Annotated in this window: 21 protein-coding genes and 1 pseudogene; 9 read left to right on the top strand and 13 right to left on the bottom strand. The window is 66.4% G+C overall.

Annotated features, from left to right (window positions below):
• Positions 1-65 precede the first annotated feature (65 nt).
• Entirely contained in the window at positions 66-1070 is a 1005-nt protein-coding gene (locus ACLP4W_RS22995; RefSeq protein ID WP_442389718.1) for a YihY/virulence factor BrkB family protein, read from the top strand.
• On the opposite strand, the gene ACLP4W_RS22990 is transcribed toward ACLP4W_RS22995, so the two are convergent.
• Complete coding sequence (locus ACLP4W_RS22990; protein WP_442389717.1) at positions 1071-1310, bottom strand: DUF3039 domain-containing protein; 240 nt, start codon at positions 1308-1310, stop codon at positions 1071-1073. It abuts the gene before it with no gap.
• A 45-nt stretch (positions 1311-1355) separates the two neighbouring features.
• Here ACLP4W_RS22990 and ACLP4W_RS22985 point away from each other — a divergent pair, with 45 nt between their 5' ends.
• The 3 genes from ACLP4W_RS22985 to ACLP4W_RS22975 all read left to right on the top strand — a co-directional run bounded on the left by ACLP4W_RS22985 (position 1356) and on the right by ACLP4W_RS22975 (position 3759).
• Positions 1356-1784 (top strand): DUF3099 domain-containing protein, encoded by a 429-nt coding sequence (locus ACLP4W_RS22985; protein WP_442389716.1) that lies wholly within the window; start codon positions 1356-1358, stop codon positions 1782-1784.
• A 174-nt stretch (positions 1785-1958) separates the two neighbouring features.
• A complete protein-coding gene (sigB, locus tag ACLP4W_RS22980) occupies positions 1959-2930 on the top strand; it encodes a sigma-70 family RNA polymerase sigma factor SigB (protein WP_442389715.1) in 972 nt (323 codons plus the stop codon).
• A 133-nt stretch (positions 2931-3063) separates the two neighbouring features.
• Positions 3064-3759 carry a metal-dependent transcriptional regulator gene (locus ACLP4W_RS22975; RefSeq protein ID WP_442389714.1) on the top strand — a complete coding sequence of 232 codons (696 nt, stop codon included), beginning with the start codon at positions 3064-3066 and terminating at the stop codon, positions 3757-3759.
• A gap of 3 nt (positions 3760-3762) precedes the next feature.
• Here ACLP4W_RS22975 and ACLP4W_RS22970 read toward each other — a convergent pair whose 3' ends face one another.
• Positions 3763-4821, bottom strand: coding sequence for a DUF4192 domain-containing protein (locus tag ACLP4W_RS22970; RefSeq protein ID WP_442389713.1), 1059 nt, complete (start codon positions 4819-4821; stop codon positions 3763-3765).
• 114 nt (positions 4822-4935) lie between these two features.
• On the opposite strand from ACLP4W_RS22970, the gene sthA reads away from it, so the two are divergent.
• Complete coding sequence (sthA, locus tag ACLP4W_RS22965) at positions 4936-6342, top strand: Si-specific NAD(P)(+) transhydrogenase (protein WP_442389738.1); 1407 nt, start codon at positions 4936-4938, stop codon at positions 6340-6342.
• A 13-nt stretch (positions 6343-6355) separates the two neighbouring features.
• On the opposite strand, the gene ACLP4W_RS22960 is transcribed toward sthA, so the two are convergent.
• Positions 6356-7183 carry a trypsin-like serine peptidase gene (locus ACLP4W_RS22960; RefSeq protein WP_442389712.1) on the bottom strand — a complete coding sequence of 276 codons (828 nt, stop codon included), beginning with the start codon at positions 7181-7183 and terminating at the stop codon, positions 6356-6358.
• Positions 7184-7423: 240 nt separating this feature from the next.
• On the opposite strand from ACLP4W_RS22960, the gene ACLP4W_RS22955 reads away from it, so the two are divergent.
• The 3 genes and pseudogenes from ACLP4W_RS22955 to ACLP4W_RS22945 all read left to right on the top strand — a co-directional run.
• Positions 7424-8398, top strand: coding sequence for a proteasome assembly chaperone family protein (locus ACLP4W_RS22955; RefSeq protein WP_442389711.1), 975 nt, complete (start codon positions 7424-7426; stop codon positions 8396-8398).
• Between the two features lie 44 nt (positions 8399-8442).
• Entirely contained in the window at positions 8443-9474 is a 1032-nt protein-coding gene (locus ACLP4W_RS22950; RefSeq protein WP_442389710.1) for an alpha/beta fold hydrolase, read from the top strand.
• A 94-nt stretch (positions 9475-9568) separates the two neighbouring features.
• Positions 9569-9655, top strand: a pseudogene (locus ACLP4W_RS22945) (PhzF family phenazine biosynthesis protein); the annotation flags it as partial.
• Between the two features lie 6 nt (positions 9656-9661).
• On the opposite strand, the gene ACLP4W_RS22940 reads toward ACLP4W_RS22945, so the two are convergent.
• The 3 genes from ACLP4W_RS22940 to ACLP4W_RS22930 form a co-directional block, all read right to left on the bottom strand.
• The gene (locus ACLP4W_RS22940; RefSeq protein WP_442389709.1) at positions 9662-10147 is read right to left on the bottom strand and encodes a peroxynitrite isomerase; all 486 of its coding nucleotides are present in this window, start codon (positions 10145-10147) and stop codon (positions 9662-9664) included.
• A 10-nt stretch (positions 10148-10157) separates the two neighbouring features.
• The gene (gene nrdR, locus ACLP4W_RS22935; protein WP_442389708.1) at positions 10158-10622 is read right to left on the bottom strand and encodes a transcriptional regulator NrdR; all 465 of its coding nucleotides are present in this window, start codon (positions 10620-10622) and stop codon (positions 10158-10160) included.
• A 151-nt stretch (positions 10623-10773) separates the two neighbouring features.
• The gene (locus ACLP4W_RS22930) at positions 10774-11265 is read right to left on the bottom strand and encodes a LysM peptidoglycan-binding domain-containing protein (protein ID WP_442389707.1); all 492 of its coding nucleotides are present in this window, start codon (positions 11263-11265) and stop codon (positions 10774-10776) included.
• Positions 11266-11569: 304 nt separating this feature from the next.
• On the opposite strand from ACLP4W_RS22930, the gene lexA reads away from it, so the two are divergent.
• Positions 11570-12271, top strand: coding sequence for a transcriptional repressor LexA (gene lexA / locus ACLP4W_RS22925; RefSeq protein ID WP_442389706.1), 702 nt, complete (start codon positions 11570-11572; stop codon positions 12269-12271).
• A 44-nt stretch (positions 12272-12315) separates the two neighbouring features.
• Here lexA and ACLP4W_RS22920 read toward each other — a convergent pair whose 3' ends face one another.
• From ACLP4W_RS22920 to ACLP4W_RS22890, 7 genes are all read right to left on the bottom strand, one after another.
• Entirely contained in the window at positions 12316-14586 is a 2271-nt protein-coding gene (locus tag ACLP4W_RS22920; protein ID WP_442389705.1) for a sunset domain-containing protein, read from the bottom strand.
• Between the two features lie 639 nt (positions 14587-15225).
• Positions 15226-16386, bottom strand: a complete 1161-nt coding sequence (locus ACLP4W_RS22915) for an acyl-CoA dehydrogenase family protein (protein ID WP_442389704.1) — start codon at positions 16384-16386, stop codon at positions 15226-15228.
• Between the two features lie 119 nt (positions 16387-16505).
• Positions 16506-17945: a GTPase HflX gene (gene hflX / locus ACLP4W_RS22910; protein ID WP_442389703.1), complete on the bottom strand. Its 1440-nt coding sequence runs from the start codon at positions 17943-17945 to the stop codon at positions 16506-16508.
• Between the two features lie 46 nt (positions 17946-17991).
• Complete coding sequence (gene dapF / locus ACLP4W_RS22905) at positions 17992-18864, bottom strand: diaminopimelate epimerase (RefSeq protein WP_442389702.1); 873 nt, start codon at positions 18862-18864, stop codon at positions 17992-17994.
• Between the two features lie 4 nt (positions 18865-18868).
• Positions 18869-19810 carry a tRNA (adenosine(37)-N6)-dimethylallyltransferase MiaA gene (gene miaA / locus ACLP4W_RS22900; protein WP_442389701.1) on the bottom strand — a complete coding sequence of 314 codons (942 nt, stop codon included), beginning with the start codon at positions 19808-19810 and terminating at the stop codon, positions 18869-18871.
• Between the two features lie 11 nt (positions 19811-19821).
• A complete protein-coding gene (locus ACLP4W_RS22895) occupies positions 19822-20523 on the bottom strand; it encodes a hypothetical protein (RefSeq protein WP_442389700.1) in 702 nt (233 codons plus the stop codon).
• A gap of 62 nt (positions 20524-20585) precedes the next feature.
• Positions 20586-21578 carry a DMT family transporter gene (locus ACLP4W_RS22890; protein ID WP_442389699.1) on the bottom strand — a complete coding sequence of 331 codons (993 nt, stop codon included), beginning with the start codon at positions 21576-21578 and terminating at the stop codon, positions 20586-20588.
• Positions 21579-21751: the final 173 nt, after the last annotated feature.

Genomic DNA, 21751 nt, shown 5'->3' with positions numbered 1-21751 from the left:
GTCGACCGAACTCGCCCATAGCCAATGTGGAGTGCCCGGGCGGTTATGGGTAATGCTGGACTGGTATGAGCGCTCAGGTCGCGAAGCCGTCCCGCCACCACATCTGGCGAATCAGTCTCAGGACCCTGGCGAAAAGCTGGGACGACTCCATTTTCTCCGAGTCGGCGCAGGCGGGCTTTTGGTCGGCCTTATCGACGCCACCGCTGCTGCTGGGAGTGTTGGGCAGCTTGGCCTACGTGGCCCCGCTCTTCGGCCAGGACACCATGTCCGCGATCGAAAAGAGCATCATTTCGACGGCCCACAGCTTTTTCTCCCCGAGCGTCGTCAACGAGATCATCGAGCCCACCATCCGTGACATCACCGCCAACGCCCGCGGCGAAGTGGTGTCACTGGGCTTCGTGATCTCGTTGTGGGCGGGATCGTCGGCGATCTCTTCATACGTCGACGCCGTGGTGGAGGCGCACGACCAGACTCCGCTGCGGCACCCGGTGCGACAGCGCTTGTTCGCGCTATTCCTCTACGTGCTGATGCTCGTGTTTGTGGTAGCGACCGCGCCGGTGATGGTGGTGGGTCCACACAAGGTGAGCGAACACATTCCATACAGCCTGGCCAACATACTGCGCTACGGCTACTACCCCGCGCTGATTCTCGGGCTGATGGTCGGGATCATCGTTCTGTACCGGGTGGCGCTGCCGGTACCACTACCGACTCATCGGCTGGTTCTGGGCGCTGTGCTGGCAACGGCGGTGTTCCTGATCGCCACGCTGGGCCTGCGGTTCTACCTGCGATGGATCACCAGCACCGGCTACACCTACGGCGCCCTGTCTACCCCGATCGCCTTCCTGTTGTATGCGTTCTTCGGCGGCTTTGCCATCATGTTGGGTGCCGAACTCAACGCCGCCATTCAGGAGGAATGGCCCGCTCCGGCGACCCATGCTCACCGGCTACGCAACTGGGTGCTATCGCGCGTTCCCGCGCTCAAGCGGACGGTGGATTCCGCATCGAATCCCGCAACATCGGAGCCCGCAACCCAACAGAGCGACATCGCGACGACAGAGCCGCCGACCTGATCAGTCCCTTTTGAGCATCTCGTAGATGCGCTTGCACTCCGGGCAGACCGGCGAGCCGGGCTTGGGCACCCGCGTCACGGGAAATACCTCGCCGCACAACGCGACCACGTGGCTGCCCATCACCGCGCTCTGGGCGATCTTGTCTTTTTTCACGTAATGGAAGTACTTGGGGGTGTCGCTGCCGGTCCCGTCATCGACGCGTTCGTCGGTATCGGTGCGCTCGATCGTGTCGGTCTGCATGCCTCACATTGTGCCTCGTAACTCGTTCACACCGGAATCGTTCGCGTGTGGGAGAGTGGACATATGAAGCGCGGCTCCGAGCTGGGTTTCGACGACAAATTCGATGATGACGGCCGCCCGGTACTGATCACCACCGCCGCTCCCTCGTACGAAGAAGAGCATCGTGCCCGGGTGCGTAAGTACCTGACCCTGATGGCGTTTCGTATTCCGGCGCTGATCCTGGCCGCCGTCGCGTACGGCGCCTGGCACAACGGTCTGATCTCACTGCTGATCGTGGCGGCGTCGGTGCCGCTGCCGTGGATGGCCGTGCTGATCGCCAACGACCGACCACCTCGCCGTTCCGACGAGCCGCGCCGGTTCGCCGATTCCCGCCGACGCACTCCGCTGTTCCCCACCGCCGAACGGCCGGCGCTCGAACCTCCGCGACACCCCGAGCCGCACTCGGAGTCACCCGGCCAGCCGGACCGGGACTAGGCAGGGCCGGCCATAGTTCCGGCTCGCCTGCCACTCACCACACTTCTCAGGACATTCTCAGGTCGTCGGCACATTTCTGCACGTCACGGCGTGTGAGATGGCGCAGAGCCGGGAACTCTCAGGCCAGATCTGTCGTTAAACCCCATGACAGTACAAGCCGATCGGGAGGTCGCTATGGCACAGCCCACTACACGGGCCACCACAAGCAGGTTTGACAGCGATCTGGATGCGCAGAGCCCTGCAGCGGACCTAGTGCGCGTATACCTCAATGGCATCGGTAAGACGGCGCTGCTCAACGCGGCGGGCGAAGTTGAACTGGCTAAGCGCATCGAAGCTGGGCTCTACGCCGAGCACCTGCTCGAAACCCGTAAGCGCCTCGGCGAGAACCGCAAACGCGATTTGGAGGCCGTCGTTCGCGACGGCGAGGCGGCACGCCGTCACCTGCTGGAAGCAAACCTGCGCCTGGTGGTGTCGCTGGCCAAGCGTTACACGGGTCGCGGAATGCCGCTGCTGGACCTGATCCAGGAGGGCAACCTCGGCCTGATCCGTGCGATGGAAAAGTTCGACTACACAAAGGGTTTCAAGTTCTCGACTTATGCCACGTGGTGGATCCGTCAGGCCATCACCCGCGGCATGGCCGACCAGAGCCGCACTATCCGCCTGCCTGTTCACCTCGTTGAGCAGGTCAACAAGCTGGCGCGGATCAAGCGCGAGATGCACCAGAATCTGGGACGTGAAGCCACCGATGAGGAGCTCGCCGCCGAGTCCGGTATTCCGGTCGACAAGATCAACGACCTGCTGGAGCACAGCCGCGATCCGGTAAGCCTGGATATGCCCGTCGGCTCCGAGGAAGAAGCCCCATTGGGCGATTTCATCGAGGACGCCGAGGCGATGTCCGCGGAGAACGCGGTGATAGCCGAGCTGTTGCACACCGACATCCGCAGCGTGCTGGCGACTCTCGACGAGCGTGAACACCAGGTGATCCGATTGCGCTTCGGTCTGGACGACGGCCAGCCACGCACCCTGGATCAGATCGGCAAGCTGTTCGGTCTGTCACGTGAGCGGGTCCGCCAGATAGAGCGAGACGTGATGGCGAAGCTGCGCAACGGCGACCGCGCCGATCGGCTGCGGTCGTATGCCAGCTAAGGCCGCCAAGTAGACAACCTGGTAGCAGACGGTATGCCCGCCGCGGGAGCGGCGGGCATACTGCTTGGCTGGGAACCGTTGCACCCATTTGCGCAGCTTGCCAAGTAGACTCAGCGTCAATGGAGGGTGCTGAATGAACGAGCTGGTTGATACCACCGAGATGTACCTGCGGACCATCTACGACCTCGAGGAAGAGGGCGTGACGCCGCTGCGTGCCCGGATCGCCGAACGCCTCGAACAAAGCGGCCCGACCGTCAGCCAGACCGTGTCCCGCATGGAGCGGGATGGATTACTCCACGTGGCCGGCGACCGCCACCTGGAGCTCACCGACAAGGGCCGGGCGCTGGCCATCGCCGTGATGCGCAAGCACCGCCTCGCCGAACGATTGCTCGTCGACGTCATCGGGTTGCCGTGGGAAGAAGTGCACGCCGAGGCCTGCCGGTGGGAGCACGTGATGAGCGAGGACGTCGAACGCCGGCTGGTGAAGGTGCTCGACAACCCGACCACGTCCCCGTTCGGGAACCCGATTCCGGGCCTTTTGGACCTGGGCGTGGGCCCGGAATCCGGCGCGGACGATGCCGATCTCGTCCGGTTGACCGAGTTGCCCACCGGATCGCCGGTGGCGGTGGTCGTGCGGCAGCTCACCGAACACGTCCAGGGTGACATCGATCTGATCACGCGACTGAAGGACGCCGGCGTCGTTCCCAACGCACGAGTGACCGTCGAGACCAGCTCGGCCGGTGGCGGGGTCACCATCCTCATCCCGGGCCACGAGAACGTCACCTTGCCGCACGAGATGGCGCACGCGGTCAAGGTCCAGAAAGTCTGACCCCTACCCCACCCGGCGCCCGAACGCCCGTCGCGGCGGCAGCCGTACGCCCAACCGCTTGGCCAGTCGGTAGCCGGTGAAAGCCAGTTCGCGGATGCGCTCGGGCCGCAGGCCGGACTGCAATGCCGTGTCCAGCATGCCCGCCATCCGATGGTCGGGATCGCAGCGCAGCGCGGCGTCCAGCGACACCCCGGCAAGCGGCCCGTCGCCGCGGGCGTAGGCGCTGAAGGCGAGCAACACCAGCGCCTCGACCCGCCAGGGCTGGGGCAGGCTGCGCGCCAAGAGCGCCCACAAGGACTCGGCTTCGCCGGCATTCTCGCCGACCGCGAGTGCATACAGGGTGTCGCGCACCTGCCCGTCGGTCAGCGCGCAGCCCAGCTGCGCAAGCTCGGCGTCGGACAGCGCTTGGCCGCCGGCGACACGGGAGGCGGCGGCCATCGCGTTTTCCACGTCGCGGCGACCGCAGCCCGCGGGATCCGCGCGGTGCGCGACCTCCCGCGCCGCGGCCTGTTGCCGGATCGCATCGGCCAGCTCAGCGCTGCAGGCCGGGTCGTCGACCGCGATGACGGCCTGCAAGTCGGCGCGCCGCGGGTAGAGTCGCCTGCCGTCCAGCACCGCCGCGGCGGCCAGCGGCGACGCCGACGGATCGTCGACCATGCCGCCCGAACCGCAGCCGTCCACACAGTGCCAGCGCCCGCCAAAGGCTACCCGATCCACCACGTGGGCCGCCCAAAGCTCAATGTCGCGCTGCGCCAACGCTTCTGCGAGCACATCGCACAGCTGCCGGTATTCCTCGTTGCACCGCGGACAATGCGCGCCTTCCGCATCGACGATCACAACGATCGCGGCCTCGGGCTCGGCCGCGGCCGCAACCTCGGCGAGGTGCTCAACCCGATCGATGAGCTCCTCGGAAAGGTCGACCCGCATTACCGACCCCAGTTCGCCACCTCGCAATGACACCAGTACCAATGAATTTTCGGGAACGAAGCCGAGAACGGCCGGTAGCGCGGCGATCAGCGCTCCGGGCCGATTCAGCTCAAAATCTGCTCGATGAGTCGTCATGGGCACCAACGCTGACGGTCGGCACCGTCAGCCGGCGCTCACGCGAAGAGAATCAGCCGCCCGTCTGTGGAGAAAGTCTGGACTGTGGGCCTTATGGTCTATCCCATGGGTTCGATGCAGGAGTACGACATAGTCGTCATCGGTTCGGGACCGGGCGGCCAGAAGGCCGCCATCGCCTCGGCCAAGCTAGGCAAATCCGTCGCGATCATCGAAAAGGGCCGAATGCTCGGCGGCGTCTGCGTCAACACGGGCACGATCCCGTCAAAGACGTTGCGCGAGGCAGTGCTTTACCTCACCGGGATGAATCAGCGCGAACTCTACGGGGCGAGCTACCGCGTGAAAGACCGGATCACCCCGGCCGACCTGCTGTCGCGGACCCAGCACGTGATCGGCAAGGAAGTCGACGTGGTGCGCAACCAGTTGCTCCGCAACCGAATCGAGCTGCTGCTCGGACACGGCCGATTCCTCGACCCCCACACCGTCGTCGTCGAAGACCCGGGCCGCAAGGAGATGACAACCGTCAGCGGCGAATACATCGTCATCGCCACCGGCACCAGGCCGGCACGACCGTCCGGAGTCGAGTTCGACGAAGAACGGGTGCTCGACTCCGACGGGATCCTCGATCTCAAGACGCTGCCGGTCTCGATGGTCGTCGTCGGTGCCGGTGTGATCGGCATCGAGTACGCCTCCATGTTCGCCGCGTTGGGCACCAAGGTGACCGTCGTGGAGAAACGCGACGACATGCTGGACTTCTGCGACCCCGAGGTGGTCGAAGCGCTGAAATTCCACCTGCGCGACCTGGCGGTGACATTCCGGTTCGGCGAGGAAGTGACCGCGGTCGACGTCGGCTCTGCGGGCACCGTCACCACGCTGGCCAGCGGTAAGCAGATTCCCGCCGAGACGGTCATGTACTCCGCGGGACGCCAGGGTCAAACCGATCACCTCGATCTGCAAAACGCCGGCCTCGAGGTCGAGAGCCGCGGACGGATCTGGGTCGATGAAAGGTTTCAGACCAAGGTGGAGCACATCTACGCCGTCGGCGACGTGATCGGCTTCCCGGCGCTGGCCTCCACCTCGATGGAACAGGGACGGCTGGCCGCCTACCACGCGTTCGGGGAAGCGTGCGAAGGCATCACCGACCTGCAGCCGATCGGCATCTATTCGATCCCGGAGATCTCCTACGTCGGAGCCACCGAGGTGGAGCTGACCAAAGACGCTATTCCCTACGAGGTGGGGGTGGCCAGGTACAAGGAGCTGGCACGCGGCCAGATCGCCGGCGACTCGTACGGCGTGCTCAAGCTGCTGGTGTCCACCGAGGACCGCAAGCTGCTCGGGGTGCACATCTTCGGCACCAGCGCCACCGAGATGGTGCACATCGGGCAGGCCGTGATGGGCTGCGGCGGCACCGTCGACTACCTGGTCGACGCGGTGTTCAACTATCCGACGTTCTCCGAGGCCTACAAGGTCGCCGCGCTGGACGTGACGAACAAGATGCGGGCGCTCAGCCAGTTCCGCCGCTGACCGGGCCGTCCCGCTAGCAGGTGTCGACGAGGTCGTTCGGCACAGTATCGCCGGGGCCCCCGGCTTCCGCGCGGGCCAGCAACTGGGCGATGTGTTCGTCGAAAGGCGCCGAGTACGAGACGTTCTCGGCGCACCCACCGCGCTCGAAACCACCGATCAGCCCAGTGATCGTGGTGCCGCTGACCCATGGCGAGCCACTGGTGCCGCCCACCAGCCCTTCGCATGCCACCGAGGGAAACCCACTGTCGTTGACCGAAGTGGCGGCCTGACAGCCAATCGGCGAGCCACCCACGCCGGCCGGATACCCCAACACCGTGACGTGACTGCCCGGCGGGGGTGCCGTGCCCAGCATCAGCGCCAGGCCGACATGCGACTCAACCGAAGTGCCCGCCTCGTTGCTGACACGCGCGATCGCGTAATCCGCGCGCGGATCCTTGCTGGCGGTCCAGCGTGGATCCAGGTAGATGGCGTCAGCAGTCCATACATCGGCGGGCGCGGCATCACCGGTAAGGCCGGGAACGAAGGTTACCCGGGAGGCCCCGGCCAGGCAGTGCGCCGCGGTCAGCACCAGGTTCCCGCCCGGCGAGTGCACCACGGAACCCGTGCAGACGTGCAGGGGGCCACCGTCGACGAAGATCGCCCCCACGCGCCCGTCCGGGTCCACCGGACTCGCTACCGCCTTTGGGGCCCTTTGCTGGGCCTGGCTGAGCTGCTGCACCGGTCCGCTGGTCCGCGTAGCGGATACGGTGGGAATCGACGCATGATCGGCGGGCCGGGTGCACGACGTCAGTAACGCCGCCAGGCCGACCCCCGAGCACAGCAACACCGTCGGTATGCGCATTTGGTGTACATCATGCCCGACCACGCGGCGGCAGGCCGAGTTCAACGCGTTCCCGCGTGCCCGTGGGTTTGCTGGCCAACGTGGGCGCCGTTGCAAAATGTCGTATGTGGATGATGTTCGAGCGTTATCGCGTTTCGAACATGACGACGGACACATTGGCGGTTGGGTTATTGGTGTCCGCTGATTTGGGGGACACTGGTCAAGGCACCCCGGACAGATCCCCGAGAGGAGGAAACGCCGATGGCCCACGCTCAAAACCCAGACGACGAGTACTACCAGCCAGGGCAGCCCGGCATGTACGAGCTCGAGTTCCCGGCACCCCAGTTGTCGACGGCCGACGGCCGCGGCCCGGTTTTGGTGCACGCCTTGGAGGGCTTCTCCGACGCCGGTCATGCGATACGGCTGGCCTCTACCCACCTCAGGGCCGCGCTGGACACCGAGCTCGTCGCATCCTTCGCGATCGACGAATTGCTGGATTACCGCTCGCGGCGGCCGCTGATGACCTTCAAGACCGATCACTTCACCAATTACGACGATCCGGAGCTGAGCCTGTACGCGCTGCGCGACAGCGTCGGCACGCCGTTTCTTTTGCTGGCCGGCATGGAACCGGACTTGAAGTGGGAGCGTTTCATCACCGCGGTGCGATTGCTGGCCGAGCGGCTGGGTGTGCGTCGAACCATTGGCCTGGGCACCGTCCCTATGGCGGTTCCGCACACGCGGCCGACCACGCTGACTGCCCATTCCAACAACGGGGAATTGATCGCCGATTTCCAGCCATGGATCTCGGAGATCCAGGTTCCGGGCAGCGCGTCCAATCTTCTGGAATACCGAATGGCCCAGCACGGTCATGAGGTGGTTGGGTTCACCGTCCACGTCCCGCACTACCTGACGCAGACCGACTACCCCGCCGCCGCCCAGGCTTTGCTTGAGCAAGTGGCCAAGACCGGGTCGCTGGAGTTGCCGCTGTCCGCGCTGACCGACGCGGCGGCAGAGATCCGGGCCAGGATCGACGAGCAGGTCCAGGCAAGCGCGGAGGTCGCTCAAGTGGTGGCTGCGCTCGAGCGCCAGTACGATGCCTTCATCGACGCTCAGGAGAACAGGTCGTTACTAACTCGCGACGAGGATCTGCCTAGCGGCGACGAGCTTGGTGCAGAGTTTGAGCGATTCCTTGCCCAGCAGGCAGAGAAGAAGTTCGACGACGACGACCAGGCTTGAGCTCTTCAGACGCCCTTAGCTGGCCCGACAACAAGGTTGGCGAGATGACCGAGCGGAAGCGCAAGACCAATCTTCGCCCGGTGCGTGAAGTGACGGCGCCCACGCTCGAATTTCGCACCATTCACGGTTACAAGCGGGCGTACCGGATCGCCGGTTCCGGGCCGGCGATCCTGCTGATCCACGGCATCGGCGACAACTCCACCACCTGGAACACCGTGCAGGCCAAGCTGGCCCAGCGGTTTACGGTCATCGCCCCGGACCTGCTCGGCCATGGCCTGTCGGACAAACCACGCGCCGACTACTCGGTCGCCGCCTACGCAAACGGGATGCGCGACCTGCTCAGCGTGCTCGAAATCGAGCGGGTGACCCTGGTGGGACATTCGCTCGGCGGTGGGGTGGCGATGCAATTCGCCTATCAATTCCCCCAATATGTCGACCGGTTGATCTTGGTGAGTGCCGGCGGCGTCACCAAGGACGTCAACGTCGCCCTCCGGTTGGCCTCGTTGCCGATGGGCAGCGAGGCGCTGGCGTTGCTGCGACTGCCCCTGGTGTTGCCGGCCGTGCAGATAGCCGGGCGGGTGGTCGGCCGGGCGCTGGGGACAAACGGCCTGGGCAACGACCTGTCGAATGTGCTGCGGATCTTGGACGACCTGCCCGAACCGACCGCCTCGGCGGCCTTCAGCCGGACATTGCGGGCCGTGGTGGACTGGCGCGGACAGATAGTCACCATGCTGGACCGGTGTTATCTGACCGAAGCCATTCCGGTGCAGATCATCTGGGGCACAAAGGATGTGGTGGTGCCCGTCCGTCACGCGTTGATGGCGAATGCCGCGATGCCCGGCTCCCGTCTGGAGATCTTCGAGGGCTCGGGGCACTTTCCGTTCCATGACGACCCGGCCCGCTTTATCGAGGTCGTCGAGCGTTGCATCGACACCACCGAGCCCGCCCAATACGATCAGGCCAAGCTTCGCGGACTGCTTCGCACCGGGAGCGGCGAGAAGACCGTCACGGGCTCGGCCGACACCCGCGTCGCGGTTCTGGAGGCCATGGGCTCCGACGAACGCAGCGCCACCTGACCTACCGACGTCGGTGCGTCCTCGTCCCGAGGTCGTACAGTCGGGCCATGGGTATCGACGTCGCGGTGGTGCGCGTGTTCACCGATCCGGAAGATCGGTGATCGAAACCACTTGGAATCCCGAAGGCTGGGTGAGGGTCGGCGGGCGCGTCGTCAATGACGGAGTCAGACAAGTGATCTGACGCGGTTCAGTGCTGTCGGTGCAACACCGCGGCGAGGTGGTTCTGCAGCTGTTGCCCGACCGCACCCATCCGCACCGTGTAGGAAAGCTCGTCGCCGTCGATGCGAATTGAACGGCCAAGCGCGGTCACCTCTTTGGCGGTCGGGGCCAACCCGATCGCCGTTGTCGACAAATCGAGTTCGATATGGTCGCCGGTCACCGTATACGTGCCCACCTCGATTTCGGTGATGCCGTTCGGGTGGGCCAGAACCAGCTCAACGTGACCCGGTTGCGGCACGCGAAGATATCCCGTCTCGGCGTGCAAGGGCTTGCCGTCGGCTGGCGCCTTCGTCTTTTGCGCGTACGCCAGAAACGGTTTGCCCACATGGGAGAACGCGACTTCCTCGAGATACTCGAAAGGCTGGATCGTTGGGTATTTGCCCTCGCCGCGGCCGGCCCAGGTCCCAAGCAATGGTGCCAGCGCCGCGAGATCGGGATGCAAGTCAGCGGACATGCAGACCGGCTCAGCTCGGACTCGATACTTTGCGGTGCGCGCGCAGCGCCTCGATCTCGCGCTCGAAATCGTCCGCGGACGAGAACGACCGGTATACCGACGCGAACCGCAGGTATGCCACTTCGTCAAGGTCACGCAACGGCCCCAGGATGGCCAGACCGACCTCGTGACTCGGGACCTCTGGGGACCCCGCAGCGCGCACGGTGTCTTCCACTTGCTGGGCCAGCAGATTCAGCGCATCGTCGTCGACCTGCCGACCCTGGCATGCCCGGCGGACTCCGCTGATGACCTTCTCTCTGCTGAAGGGCTCGGTGACACCGCTGCGTTTGACCACGGCCAGCACCGCGGTTTCCACGGTGGTAAATCGGCGGCCGCACTCGGGGCACGATCGGCGGCGCCGAATGGCCTGGCCTTCATCGGTTTCCCGCGAGTCGATCACCCTGGAATCGGGATGACGGCAGAACGGACAATGCATGACCGCTCCTTCGCCGTGCTGTTCGGTTGGCACTCAGAGCGTACCCGCGCGCGGGCCCACGCGGCTAATGCGGCCGCGACACCTGCGTGCCCGCCGCCGCCAGAGCCGAGGAGCCTTGACGGAGAGCGCATTTCAATGCACCCTGCTGCGGTCAGCCGACCGGCGCGATCAGGGTCTGGCCCGCGACCAGCGACGGCGTGTTGAGGTCGTTGAGCTCGCGGATCCGCTCGGCAACTTGGCGGGCCGGCGCGTCCGGTGCCACCCGGTGAGCGACGTCCTGAAGGGACTCCCCGGCATCGACCCGCACGACGGCGAGCCGGTCCGGTACGTGGGCGGCCGATCCCGCGCCGTCACCATTGACGATCTGCCCGATGTTCGCGACGAGGCCCAACCACAGGGTGATCATCCCGGCGGCCAGGGCCAGCCCCAAAGTACTCGCCACCGTGACGGGACGCCTGCGATGAGGCGCGAAGGACATCGCGACGCCGGTCCCGTAGTAGCGCGGTGGCGCACCCGCCGGCCTCGGCGGGCCGGGCCTACGAGAGCGGACCAGCCCATCCCGGCCACGAAGGCCCTGCACCGGTCCGTTGATCGGGCGCCCAACGCTGCTGGTACGCGGCGTGACTGTGTGGATGATTGTCATCTGCGTTCCTCCGGTCAACTAATTCTCGCTCGTGTGTTCGACTATAGTCGCTCGTGTGTTCGATAGCCGAACATTTGAGCGAAGCGTGTCGGACGAGCGAAACGCTAGACCACAGCACCGACAAGTTCGTCGGTGCAACCTACTGACATGGGCCTCGAATACCCCGCCTTCCCGAGAGTTACACCTTTGTTATTCGTCTCTCGTTCGTGGGCTGCGGGGCCTGTTCGGCGGGGTCCCCAAGTGGCTCGACACGCCAGTCGAACACATGTTTGATTATTGGCCGATGTCCGGCTACATTCAGTGCATGAGCGACAGCAACGACACCTCATCCGCCGCCGCGGACGGCCGATTGCATTCCGTGGATCCATCGCTGACCGAACGGCAGCGCACCATTCTGAACGTCATCCGTACGTCGGTCACCAACCGCGGTTATCCGCCGAGCATCAGGGAAATCGGCGACGCCGTTGGTCTGACGTCGACATCCTCGGTGGCCCACCAGCTGCGCACCCTGGAGCGCAAGGGGTACCTGCGGCGCGACCCCAACCGCCCCCGAGCGGTCGACGTCCGCGGCAGCCAGGACGCCGTCGCCGCGGCCGCCGTCACCGAGGTCGCCGGCTCAGACGCCTTGCCGGAACCCACCTTCGTCCCCGTCCTGGGGCGCATCGCGGCCGGTGGGCCGATCCTTGCCGAAGAAGCCGTCGAAGACGTCTTCCCGCTGCCTCGTGAGCTGGTCGGCGAGGGCACGCTCTTCCTGCTCAAGGTGGTGGGCGACTCGATGGTCGAGGCCGCGATCTGCGACGGCGACTGGGTGGTCGTGCGGCAGCAACACGTCGCCGACAACGGCGACATCGTCGCGGCCATGATCGACGGCGAGGCCACCGTCAAGACGTTCAAGCGGGCCGGTGGTCAAGTCTGGCTGATGCCGCACAACCCGGCGTTCGATCCAATCCCGGGTAATGACGCAACCGTGCTTGGCAAGGTCGTCACGGTGATTCGCAAGATTTAGCGCACCGCAGCGCGTCCGGCGGAGTCTTGCTGCAACCCCAGGGCTCAGTCGGCCTTGATGAAGCCGTTGGCTTGCGCGACTTCCTCGCTGGACAGCCAAATTTCGGCCAGGGTGTCGTGATAGAGCTCGCTGCCGGGGGTGTAGTACAGGCCGAAGCTGGCATTGGCCTTGATCGGATAACCGTCGGGCACCTGGTACGGGTCATCCAGCGGCAAATGGATCGTCGGGCGCGCGCCGCGTCCGGGCGCCGCGTTGGCTGCTCCGGGCGCCAATTCCGACGCGTCTTCGGTATCCACCGCTGCGTGTCGTCCGATTCGAGGCTCCGTGGCGGCCGCGACGGCCTCCTGGACGCCGATGTCGGAGACATGGGTATCCGGGGCGGCGGCCTCCTCGTACGCGACATCCGGAACGGCATGCGGGACCGCGACATCCGGATACTCGGTATCCGCGTAGCCGGCGTCTGCATCGGCGGCATCCGGGTACTCGGCCTCCGTATAGATGGCCTCCGTGAAGTCGGACTCTTCCGGGGCCTCCGTGTAGATGGCCTCCGCGTAGGTGGCCTCTTCGGAGACCTCGGGATAGCCGGCCTCCGAGTGATCGGCCTCCTCAGAGACGACGGGTATCGAGTCGGTCTCCACCGCGTCGGGATCTTCCTCTTCGATCCCCCCTAGCCCCTCTAGCCCCTCTGGCTGACCCTCGAAATGACCTGAGTCCTCCTCGGAGTCGTACGGCGCTTCGTCGCCGTACGCGCGGGCGGGTGCGACATCCTCGGCCAGGTCGGCAGCGGGCCCGGCGCCACGCTGCCAACTGACTCGCGCCGCGGGGCCGGCCTCCGGTGGCGCCCCGAGCGGGAAGTGCTCGGTGGCGAGATCGGCCTCATCGCGCCCCCAGTGCCCGTCAAACGCGGCGTCGTAGCCGGCGTCCACTTCGCGCTCGGGCTCGCGGGCGGCGGCCTCCCGGCCGGCGCGACGCCGACGACGCCATCTGAATGCCACCAGTACCGGCAACAAGAGCAACAGCAGCAGGGGGATGGCGGCCAGCAACCACCACCAGCGCCACGTGAACTTCTTGGCGTGGGAGGGCATCGCCGAAGTGCTCGGCTGGTTCTGGCCCGACACTTGCAGACCGGACAACAAGGGAGCCAGGTTGGACGGATCGGTGGTGAACGTGTTTTTCGCCCGGTTCCACGAGATCTTGCCGCCGGTGAACTGCTGCGAAATCACGTCGCCGTCCACAGCCTGATCACCAACCGGGGCGCCCAGCTTGCCGACGGGACCGCGGAGCTTGTCCCACGCGGCCTTCATGGCGCCCCGCACCACGAACGCGCCGTGGTCAGGGGTCCAGAAGATCACCGGCTTGTCAGCTGCGGAGAACGTGGCAATCCGGCTGGCAGGCCCGATACCGCCGTCGGACTCGTTGGCGGTGGGGAAGCCGAGGTCACTGCCGACCGGCCCGCCCAGCGACTCGTACTTGGCCAGGATGTCGCTCTCGACGGCGTTCGCGCCGGTGGCCGGGGTGAAGTACACCTTGCCCCCGGCGAAGTTTTGTCCGATTCCGTCCCCGCCGATGGGATACTGCCCACCCTGCTTGGCGCCCAACGGACCGGTGACGCCGCCGGCCGCGCGCCAGGCCATGTTGATGGCCGCGGTCGGATCGATCGGTACCTGCAGACCCTTGAGTTGGTCGGCCAGGGCCGCCGGGTTGGTGGCGAAGTCCTTGGTTTTCCTGTTCCAGGAAATCTCGCCGCCGCTGAACTTCTGGGAAGTGACCTCACCGTCGTAGGTTTCGTCCCCGATCGGGACTCCGAGGACGCCTCCCGAGCTGCCGAGTTTGTCCCACGCGGCGTTCAGTGCGCCGCGCACGACGAACGCGCCGTGGTCGGACGTCCAGAAGATCACCGGCTTGTCGCTGGCGGAGAACGTAGCCACTCGGCTGTCCGGTCCCGCGAGGCCGGCAACCTCGTTGATGGTCGGGAATCCCAGATCACTGCCAGCCGGGCCGCCCAGCGACTCGTACTTATCCAGGATCGGCCCATAGACAAATTTGGCACCCGTATCCGTGGTGTAGAGCATCTTGCCGCTGTCGAAGTCCAACGCGAATCCGTCGCCCACGGCGTAGACGTCGCCCTTGCGGGCGCCGAGCGGTGAACTATCGCCACCGGCCTTCTCCCACGCGGCCATGATGGCGGCCTCGGCGTCGCCTATCGGAGAAGCGGAGGCCGCAGGCGCCAGCAGTGCGGCGGCCACCGCCGTGGTCGCGATGCCGACCAGCGCGCGCCCGAACAGCTTGCGCATTCGACCTTTCTGCCCGTTCACTAAGCCTCCCAGCCGACGGATAGGCCCCCATCTTTGACCGCGCCCGCACCCTGCAGACCCTGCGAGCGGGTCCCACCCGCTCCGCGGGAAGTAACCCCATTACGATTCGCATTATCCCCGGGCTCGCATAACTTTGCTCCACCCAACGAGAAATGCGAAGTTACATTACGAATTTTACAAAACGGATGCCCCACTGATGTCGAAATGATGCCGGGCCGCGTCCGTGTCGCGACCAACTTCGCGGCGTTCCGGTTATTGTGCCGCGCATTGGGAAAGCACTCGCCGGCCGCGCGCGGCCCGAATGCCGCCGCCCGAACAGGCACCGCTGAAGTAAATCTCCGAGCACCCGTGTGGACCCTCACCAGCGTCGTGGTCGCCCGGCTTGACGACCTGTGACCCATGCGGTCGAGACACGCGAAACGCATGTGCTGACGGTACGCGAGCCCGTTAGTTGGTAGGCGATCTACCCGACGAATAGACCGAATTCGGCCATTCAAGACTTTGCCGCGACCTAATCAATGGGCCCGGAAGGCGACCACTTGTTCGTCGCTCCGGTCGTCATCAATGCGGCGACGCCCCGGTTGCCGAACAATGGCTGCGGATGTTCCGAGACGTTTTGGGGCGGGCCGCCGCGGCGGGCTAAACGCCAAGGCTGCGGCCGATGATCTCCTTCATGATCTCGGTCGTGCCGCCGTAGATCGTCTGCACCCGGGCATCGAGATAGGAACGGGCGACCGGGTACTCGCGCATATAGCCGTAGCCTCCGTGCAGCTGCAGACAACGGTCGATCAGGTGCACCTGCTTCTCGGTGGAGTACCACTTGGCCATTGCGGCCTGCTCCGCCGTCAGCTTTTTATCCAGGTGCAGGCGGACGAACTCGTCGACCATCATGCGCACCACGGTGGCCTCGGTCGCCAACTCCGCGAGTACGAAACGGCTGTTCTGGAAGCTGCCGATCGGCTTGCCAAAGGCTTTGCGCTCCTTGGTGTATTGCAGTGTCTGTTCGAGTACCCGCTCCATCGCCGCGGCCGCCATGATCGCGATCGAGATCCGTTCCTGCGGCAGGTTCTGCATGAGGTAGATGAACCCCATACCCTCCTCGCCGAGCAGGTTTTCGGCCGGAACATTGACATCGGCGAACGAGAGTTCGGCCGTGTCCTGCGCGTCCAATCCGATCTTGTCCAGATGGCGGCCTCGCTCGAAGCCCTCCATCCCGCGTTCGACGACCAGCAGCGAAAAGCCCTGGGCGCCCTTGTCCGGATCGGTCTGCGCGACCACGATCACCAGGTCGGAGTTGATTCCATTGGTGATGAACGTCTTTGATCCGTTCAACACGTAGTGATCGCCCTGTTTGACCGCACGGGTCTTGATGCCCTGCAAGTCGCTGCCGGTTCCCGGCTCGGTCATCGCGATCGCGGTGATGATTTCCCCGGTGCAGAACTTGGGCAACCAGCGTTGCTTCTGCTCTTCGGTGGCCAGGTTCAGTAGGTATGGCGCCACGATGTCGTTGTGCAAGCCGAAGCCGATCCCGCTGTAACGCCCGGCGGTGGTCTCCTCGGTGATGATCGTGTTGTACCGGAAGTCGGGGTTGCCGCCGCCGCCATACTCTTCGGGCACCGACATACCCAGGAAGCCCTGCTTGCCGGCCTCGAGCCACACACCGCGGTCGACGATCTTCGCCTTTTCCCATTCGTCGTGATGGGGCGCCACGTGGCGATCCAGAAACCCCCGGTAGGACTCACGGAACAATTCATGCTCGGGCTCGAATAGAGTGCGCTCGTACTTGACGGCACTGCTCATGGATAACCTCCGCTGACCTCCGGCGAATGGGAACTCTGCCGCCCAACATATACCAACCGGGTGGTTGGTAGGCGGCCGGTCGAGGTCGCGTCCGCGCGTTCCGGGCGGCGCCCCCCGCGTCAGTGGGCGGAGAACTCCCGCAGGCTCGCGGCCAGCGCCACCGGAACCCGGGCCTTGATCCGGGTCCCGTCGGAGTTGTGCTCCTCCTGCTGGACCCGCCCGCCGGCGTGCAGCCGGGCCACCAGGTCACCGCGGTCGTACGGAATGACCACGTCGACGGCGGTGTCGGTGGGGACGGCAATCTCCGTCATCCGCCGCCGTAAGGCGTCGATGCCTTCGCCGGTGCGTGCGGAGACGAACACCGCGCCGGCCAGCCCATGGCGAAGTTTGGCCAGCATCAGATCGCCTGCGGCGTCAATCTTGTTGACCACCAGCAACTCGGGCGGTGGAGCGCCCTCATGGTCGGCGATCACCTCGGAGATCACCTGACGGACCGCATTGATCTGGGCGACCGGGTTGACGTCGGAGCCGTCGACCACGTGCACCAACAAATCGGCGTCGACGACTTCTTCCAGCGTGGAGCGGAATGCCTCGACCAGCTGGGTGGGCAGGTGCCGGACGAACCCGACGGTGTCGGTCAGCACAAACGGCCGGCCGTCCTCGAATTCCGCGCGCCGGGTGGTCGGTTCCAGCGTCGCGAACAACGCGTCCTGCACCAGCACCCCCGCACCGGTCAGCGCATTGAGCAAGCTCGATTTGCCGGCGTTGGTATAGCCGACGATGGCGATTGACGGCATGTCGCTCTGCAGCCGGCGGCTGCGCTGGGTGTCGCGCGCCTGTTTCATGTCCTTGATCTCGCGGCGCAGCTTGGCCATTCGTTCCCGGATGCGACGCCGGTCGGTCTCGATCTTGGTCTCACCGGGACCGCGCAGGCCCACCCCTCCGCCGCTGCCCCCGGCGCGGCCACCGGCCTGCCGTGACATCGACTCACCCCAACCGCGCAGCCGCGGCAGCATGTACTCCATCTGAGCCAGCGACACCTGGGCCTTGCCTTCCCTGCTGGTGGCGTGCTGGGCGAAGATGTCCAGGATCAGCGCGGTGCGATCGATGACTTTGACCTTCACGGCCTTTTCCAGCGCGGTCAGCTGCGCCGGCGAAAGCTCACCGTCGCAGATGACGGTGTCGGCCCCGGTTGCCAGAACTACTTCACGCAACTCCTGCGCCTTGCCCGAACCGATATAGGTCGACGGGTCCGGCCGGTCACGGCGCTGGATGAGTCCTTCGAGCACTTGCGAGCCGGCGGTTTCGGCCAGCGCGGCCAGCTCGGCCATGCTCGCCCGGTTGTCGGCGGCGCTGCCCTCGGTCCACACCCCCACCAACACCACGCGTTCCAGCCGCAGCTGGCGGTACTCGACCTCGGAAACGTCGGCGAGTTCGGTGGACAGCCCGGCGACCCGGCGCAGCGCGGATCGGTCGTCGAGGGCGAGTTCGCCGATGCTGGGCTCGTAGGCCGGCTCAGCGACAGGCTGATCGTGAAAGGGAATTTCGGGATGTGTCATAAGCAATTAGCAATAGTGCACGCTAAATCGGTGTCGTGCACCTCAATTAACGCTGCTGTGCGCGCCACCATTCCTCGCTGATCTCACCGCGGGCCACCAGCACCGACGGTCCACGCAAGTAGCTGGTGGCGTCGGTGATGGTGACCAGGACATCACCGCCGGGCACCCGCACGGTGAGCGTCCCGGTATCGGCACCGGAATCGGCCAGCGCGGCGACCGCGGCCGCAACCGTTCCGGTACCGCAGGAACGGGTTTCACCCACCCCGCGCTCGTGGACGCGCATCCGGACCACCCCGCCCACCGGGGCGGTGAGCACTTCGACGTTGACTCCGTCGGGGAACTGGGCGCGGTCGAACTGCACCGGCGCACCCACATCCAAGGCCGCGAGCCCTTCGATGCTCAGCCGCGGATCCACGCAGGCCAGGTGCGGGTTGCCCACGTCTACCGCCAGGCCGGTGAACCGTCTGCCACCGATGACGGCCTCCCCCGCGCCGATCCGGTTGGTCTTGCCCATATCGACGCTCACATCGGCGTTGGTCTCGTCGACGTGGTGCAGGGTGACCAATCGCGGGCCGACCAGCGACCCGACGACGAACTCGTCGCGCGGCTCCAAGCCGCTGGCGCGCAGGTAATGCGCGAACACCCGCACGCCGTTGCCACACATCTGCGCGGCCGACCCGTCGGCGTTGCGGTAGTCCATGTACCAGTCGTTCGCGCTGACGCCGTCGGGCAGGCGATCCAGCACACCGGCCGTCGCGGCGGCGCCCGCGGTGGTGATCCGCAACACCCCGTCGGCGCCCAATCCGCGGCGCCGGTCGCACAACGCGGCCACCCGGGCGGCGCTAAGCGCCAGCTCGGCGTCCGGGTCGGGCAGTAGCACGAAGTCGTTCTCGGTGCCGTGGCCCTTGGCGAAGATCACCAGATCAGAGTACTTGCCGCCAGGCCTGCAACGCGCCGTCCACGACGCGGGCCGGGTCGGCGGGGTCGAGCCAGCGCACCCGGTGGTCCCGACGAAACCACGACCGCTGCCGTCGGACATAACGTCTGGTGCCCGCGTACGTCTGCTCCCGCGCGTCGCGCAGTGCGGCGACGCCAGGACCGGCTTCGCCGCCCGCGTCGAGCGCCGCCAGCACCTGGGCGTAGCCCAGGGCGCGCGCGGCGGTGACCCCCTCGCGCAGGCCGCCGCGCAACAGCGCGCGCACCTCCTCGACCAGGCCCTGTTCAAACATCGTGTCGGTGCGCCGGGCCAACCTCTCGTCGAGAACCGTTGTGTCACAGTCCAGCCCGACGATGACGGTGTCCCAGCGCGGAGCGCCGATGCGCGGCGCGGACGCGGCGAACGGCTGCCCGGTGAGCTCGACGACTTCCAGCGCCCGCACCGTGCGCCGGCCGTCGGTTGGCAGGATCGCCGCGGCCGCCGCCGGGTCGCGGCGGGCCAGCTCGGCGTGCAGCGTGCCCACCCCGACCTCGGCGAGCCGCCGCTCCCAGCGCGCCCGCACGTTGCGATCGGTCGCGGGAAACGACCAGTCGTCGAGCAGCGATTGGACGTAGAGCATCGAACCGCCCACTATCACCGGCACCGCGCCGCGAGCGGCGATCGCCTCGATATCGGCGGCGGCGGCCCGCTGGTAGCGCGCGACGGTCGCGGTTTCCCTGACGTCCAGGACGTCGAGCTGATGATGCGGAATGCCGCGGCGCTCTTCGACGAGCAGCTTGGCGGTGCCGATGTCCATACCGCGGTACTGCTGCATCGCGTCGGCGTTCACGATTTCCGCGCTGATTTCGCCGCTGAGCCGCTCGACGACGTCGAGTGCCAATTGCGATTTGCCGACGCCGGTGGGCCCGATGATCGCGAGCGGTCGCACGGTTAGCCGCCTCACAGCTGCCAGACGCCGGCGAAGTAGCCCACGCCGTAGGGCGCTCCCCGGTAGAGCTCTTTGGCCGATCGCGGCCCCGGCTCGGTCAGACCGGCCAGCACCTGGAACGCGACCCGCCCCAGGATCTGCGGTGGCAGCCGCGTCAGGGTGGCGACGTCGCCGTTTGCCAGCGCATCGTCGAGGGCCAGTTGCGCGCCGACGTTGCCGGGGTCATAGCCGCCGGGGGCGGCCGGCGTCAGGGTGTTCGCGCCGTCGGCCACGACCAGCACGCCGATCGGATCCGCCGCGCGGTCGAGCTCGGCGCGCAATTGCCCGCCGCGGGCCAGCGCGGTTTCGGCGTCATGGTCGCTGCGGTAGACGCGAACCTGCACGCTGGCGTCGGGCCGGGCCTGGCCCCGCACCCAGGCGGCCAGCAGCGCGCACACCGGAAACTCGACCGGTGACCCGGCGCCGTCATCGGCCCGCGGGGAGAGCCCGACCCGTACGTCGACGCCGAAGCCCGCGAAGGTACCCAAGTTTGGGCCATCGGGGCCCAGCACGTCGTCGGCCCGGCCCGTTCCGACCGCGACCCAGCGCGGTGGCAACAGGGCGGCCGCGGCCAACACAGCGGCAGCCAGGTCAGCCACCTCGGCGGCGGCGGCTCCGGCAAGCTCGGGAACAAGCACCGGCGCGGACGGAACGATCGCGATGGCGCTGAGCACGCCTACCAAAGTAACTGGCGCCCCACGCGGTAAGAGCGCGCTAGCCCTGGCCCGACCGGGGACTAGGTGATTGTCCGGCTTCCCTCCGGCGGAGGGACCCCGCGAAGCGGGGACCCCACCCGGGGGAGAGATCCGCGGACCGGGGCGTCCTCCGCAACCAAAGCGTCTCCCGGCCGGGGATTGTCGCCGGTCTCCGCCGCCATCGAGGCGGCTTCGCCGCGGGCCAGTGCGACCGTCGCGATAATCACCATGGCCACCGCTGTGACCAGTACGAACGCTCCGGGCCCTTGGGCCTCGAGCGACTCACCGAGCACGGTAACCCCGAGCACACCGGCCACCACGGGCTTGGCCACGGTCATCGTCGGCAACGACGCGGTCAGCGCGCCGGCACGGAAGGCGGACTGCTGGAAAATCATTCCGCACAGTGCCACCAGTAACCAGGGATAGAACTCGGGCGCGCGCAGCACGGCCCCGAAGCCCCCTTCGGCTACCTCGACGACTCCCTTGGTCAGCACGGCGAACAGCGCCAACGACGAACCCGCGACCACCGCCAGCAGCACCGCCGCGATCGGACGACCGGACCAGATACGCGCCGCCAGCACGCACAACACCAACGTGGGGCCCATCACCAGGGCCACGATGATCCAGGTTTCCAGCGACGCCCGCTGCTGGCCGGCCGTCGGGTCGCCGACGATGATGACCACCGCCAGCGCCGCGGCGAGGACTACCGCCCACATCCATTCCCAGCGGGTGACCCGGTGATGGGTCAGCCGCGCGTAGATCGGCAAGGCGAACAGCAACGCGGTCACCTGCAGCGCCGTCACCAACACCACCGACCCCCACGCCAGTGCGCCGGCCTGCAGGCTGTAATTGACGATCGCCGCCAGGCCGCCAATCCACCACCGCTTGTCGCGCAGCGACATGCGGAACAGCTCCAGGTGGCCGACTTCTTTGTCGGTGATCTCCTGTGCGGAGCGCTGCCGGATCACATCGCCGATCGCGGAGGCCAATGCCGCGCACAACGCAATCAGCGCCGCGACATCGACTTTCGACATGGGGACCCCCTCACCAGCGTTCCCATCAGCCTTCCCCGCGAAAGCTGTGTGTACACGTGTTGTTCGGTCACAGTTCAACGACAACTGTAGTGCGGCACCGCCGGGGGGTCGACCCCGGCGAGCCGCGATGGCCCCTCAATACTCACCCAAAAAAAGATGCACCACCGGTGTGT

This window comes from Mycobacterium sp. (assembly GCF_052145595.1).
Taxonomy (GTDB): domain Bacteria; phylum Actinomycetota; class Actinomycetes; order Mycobacteriales; family Mycobacteriaceae; genus Mycobacterium.
This window is presented reverse-complemented; position numbering and strand designations above follow the sequence as displayed.